The 2785-nt window shown below is 42.8% G+C and carries 4 protein-coding genes; 2 read left to right on the top strand and 2 right to left on the bottom strand.

The features are described from left to right. The coding region (locus D7V20_RS20035) for a hypothetical protein (RefSeq protein ID WP_004911214.1) at window positions 1-288 on the top strand (288 nt) is incomplete at its 5' end. A 186-nt stretch (window positions 289-474) separates the two neighbouring features. Here D7V20_RS20035 and D7V20_RS18835 read toward each other — a convergent pair. Further along, a complete protein-coding gene (locus D7V20_RS18835; RefSeq protein WP_120385370.1) occupies window positions 475-1215 on the bottom strand; it encodes a hypothetical protein in 741 nt (246 codons plus the stop codon). A 2-nt stretch (window positions 1216-1217) separates the two neighbouring features. Continuing rightward, the gene (locus tag D7V20_RS18830) at window positions 1218-2153 is read right to left on the bottom strand and encodes an AraC family transcriptional regulator (RefSeq protein ID WP_058952586.1); all 936 of its coding nucleotides are present in this window, start codon (window positions 2151-2153) and stop codon (window positions 1218-1220) included. A gap of 122 nt (window positions 2154-2275) precedes the next feature. Here D7V20_RS18830 and msrA point away from each other — a divergent pair, with 122 nt between their 5' ends. Next, complete coding sequence (gene msrA, locus D7V20_RS18825; protein ID WP_000762837.1) at window positions 2276-2764, top strand: peptide-methionine (S)-S-oxide reductase MsrA; 489 nt, start codon at window positions 2276-2278, stop codon at window positions 2762-2764. The last annotated feature ends 21 nt before the right edge of the window (window positions 2765-2785 follow it).

The following is a 2785-nucleotide window of genomic DNA, read 5'->3' as shown; positions in this document are numbered from 1 at the left end:
ATGATTGACGATCTAACGCTCCAGAACCAAATCAGGGATCTGGCTTTAGCGAGTCGGAGCGAACCGACCGATGGTTGGCGTACCGAAGAGCTTGACCCTAAGTTGTGGAACGGTTGGCGTAAAATGATTCAGGGGGACCGGCTAGAAATCGCTGAATACGATCTGACGGCTAAGGTTAGCCAAGGGGACTCTCCTAGTGACAAGCCCGGAGTGGTTGAAGGTCTAAAACAAAGAATAAGGGCTTACAACTTTAGTAAACAAAGGACGTCATCAATAGCAGTGATATAAAAAGTTATCTTTGCCGCCCCGATAAGGCTTTACGGGGCGACTAAGTCTCACCCAACCGACAATTCCGATAGTTTCAGAATAAGCTTTGAGTTTTCTAAGATTGGAATTACTACACCACAGCACGTACTCGAGATACTACAAATAGCTTTTTGGTAGGACCGATACCGAATAAATATCCATAATACATCAGGAGAAACTTTTTTTAATTTTCTGTAACCGGTCATAAATCAGTGGCGGATAATTTGCATGATATTCACCACACTCTGGGCAATGCTCTTGTTTTAGGTACGCTTGATTGTCGAGATCTTGATAAGGAAAAACGCTGAAGAGAAGTTCGTGCTGCATAAGCGTTTTATAAAAACTCTTATGATAAGGTGCAATCTCGCTGTCTTTGATTTTGTCGAAATATAGGTCAACGCTGTTCAAAATGCTCATAATTTCTTTAACCCCGTCGAACCTTAAAATGTCGTCATCTTTGTGAATATCAACATCTAAGCTCTCTAGATCCTCAATGAAACATTTAATCGCACGTCGAGAATACAGAAGGATCATTTGCGTCTTGCCATCAACGGTCTTTTCTTGATCGTAACTAAAATTTTTGATGTTTCTTTCGACGAACATATAAAGTTCGTGAAGTTGATCTAACTCGTGCCTTAGTTGCTCCTTCGTGTTTTCTTTTTCGATTTGCTGATGAAGGATTCTATTCGCATCAATCTGGGCTTTCAGCGCTAAAAACAGAACTACTGAACCTAGTATCTGTACGAATGGGTTCGAAATACCTCCAAAAGCATCTCCTATTTCGCCATAATCCTTCAAGTAGTGAAGAGGAAGAAGAGGTAAGAATAAAGGGAGAAGAAGACAGAATACACTGCCGACGACGATGACCCAGAAAGCTATTTTGGTAACAGGAGAGTTATAGATATTCATTTTTACACCTTTTCAGAATTTTCTTTTCTGTACGCGCTAGGAGTTTTGCCAATTTTTTTCTTAAACAACTTTTGAAAGTGTTCATGTGCCGGATACCCAATGGCTTCACTCACTTCGGGAACAGACTTACCGGATTCTTTAAGCAGCTGCTTTGCTTTTTCAAGCCGACAATAGGTTAAATAATCAAGAGGTGTCATGCCTGACAGCTCCTTAAATTTGACGCTGTAGTTCGTACGCGACATCCCCGCAATCCCGGCGAGATCGTCAAGACCCCATTTTTTATCGAGACTATGATGAATAGCTTCCAAGGTTTTGCTGAGTTGCGGATTTTCGATCAGTTTGAAGAATCCAGCATTTTTATTGGATTTGTACATGTGGATTCTTAACGCTTGCACGAAGATAATTTCGGTCAGCTTTCTGACTAACGTGTTGCTTCCAGGAAGCCCTGATTTTGCTTCCTGCTCTATAATACTTAAAAGCATGGCAAGCCAAGGCGAGTGGGAGTTATCAGCACTCTTGATATGCACGACATTTGGCAGCGAATTTAAGAATGGATGATCGGGTCCGCCATTAAAACAAAAATGTCCGCAAACGACGTTGGCTTTGAGCTTGCTCTGATCACCGTATTCCAAAACTTGAGCTTCGGTGAGGTTGGCTTTAGCTCTAAATTCGACCGCAGGCTCGGCCTTGATTTTTGGTGCACTGGCCATGGTGTGCTCAATCCCTTTGAAAAAGATCAAAATATCGCCCTGCTCCGCCAATGCTTTAAGTTTAAGTTTTGGCACCTCATACCAAAACTCGCCATGAGTCACGATGTGAAATCTCGCTAGATTCTCTTCCTGCGGGAGGCTGATGCCCCAGTCTCCCGCAAATGAGGTTCTATACCAGTAGCTGCTAGTAAGCTCTACCTTATCTAAAATTTCACTGAGAACATCCATATATAGCTCCTACGTAAACTGTCCAATAGGTCATGTTATACGAACTATTGAACATATTATATCTATTTTACATGCTGTAAAGTCAGTCTAATCAGTAAGTGGATGAAAACTAAGGAGGCTTTATGAAACTAGATTATGTGATCGTTGCCGGAGGGTGTTTTTGGGGTCTCGAAGACCTCCTTAGGAGTCTGGACGGTGTGACGTCAACGAAGGTGGGCTACTCTGGCGGAGATTTTGATGATCCTACCTACGCCGATATTATAACAGGGAAAACGGGGCACGCCGAAGCGGTTCGCGTGGAATACGACCAAGACGAAATATCTCTCGAAGAGATTCTACATTACTTTTTCAAAATCCATGATCCGACTACGAAGAATCGCCAAGGAAATGATGTTGGCACTTCGTATCGCTCGGCAGCGTTCTATCGTGACGATGCACAGAAAGCGATTATCGAAAACGTGATTGATGAGGTCAATGAGATCGGTCGCTTCGAGAATCCCGTGGTCACGACGGTAGCCTTGGAAAAAGAGTTTTATGACGCTGAGGAGTATCACCAAAACTATTTGAAGAAGAATCCCCACGGGTACACGTGCCATTTTGAGAGAGATTAAACCATGAATCAAACGAAAGAG

The sequence above is a fragment of the Acinetobacter rongchengensis genome, from assembly GCF_003611475.1.
GTDB lineage: Bacteria > Pseudomonadota > Gammaproteobacteria > Pseudomonadales > Moraxellaceae > Acinetobacter > Acinetobacter rongchengensis.
This window is presented reverse-complemented; position numbering and strand designations above follow the sequence as displayed.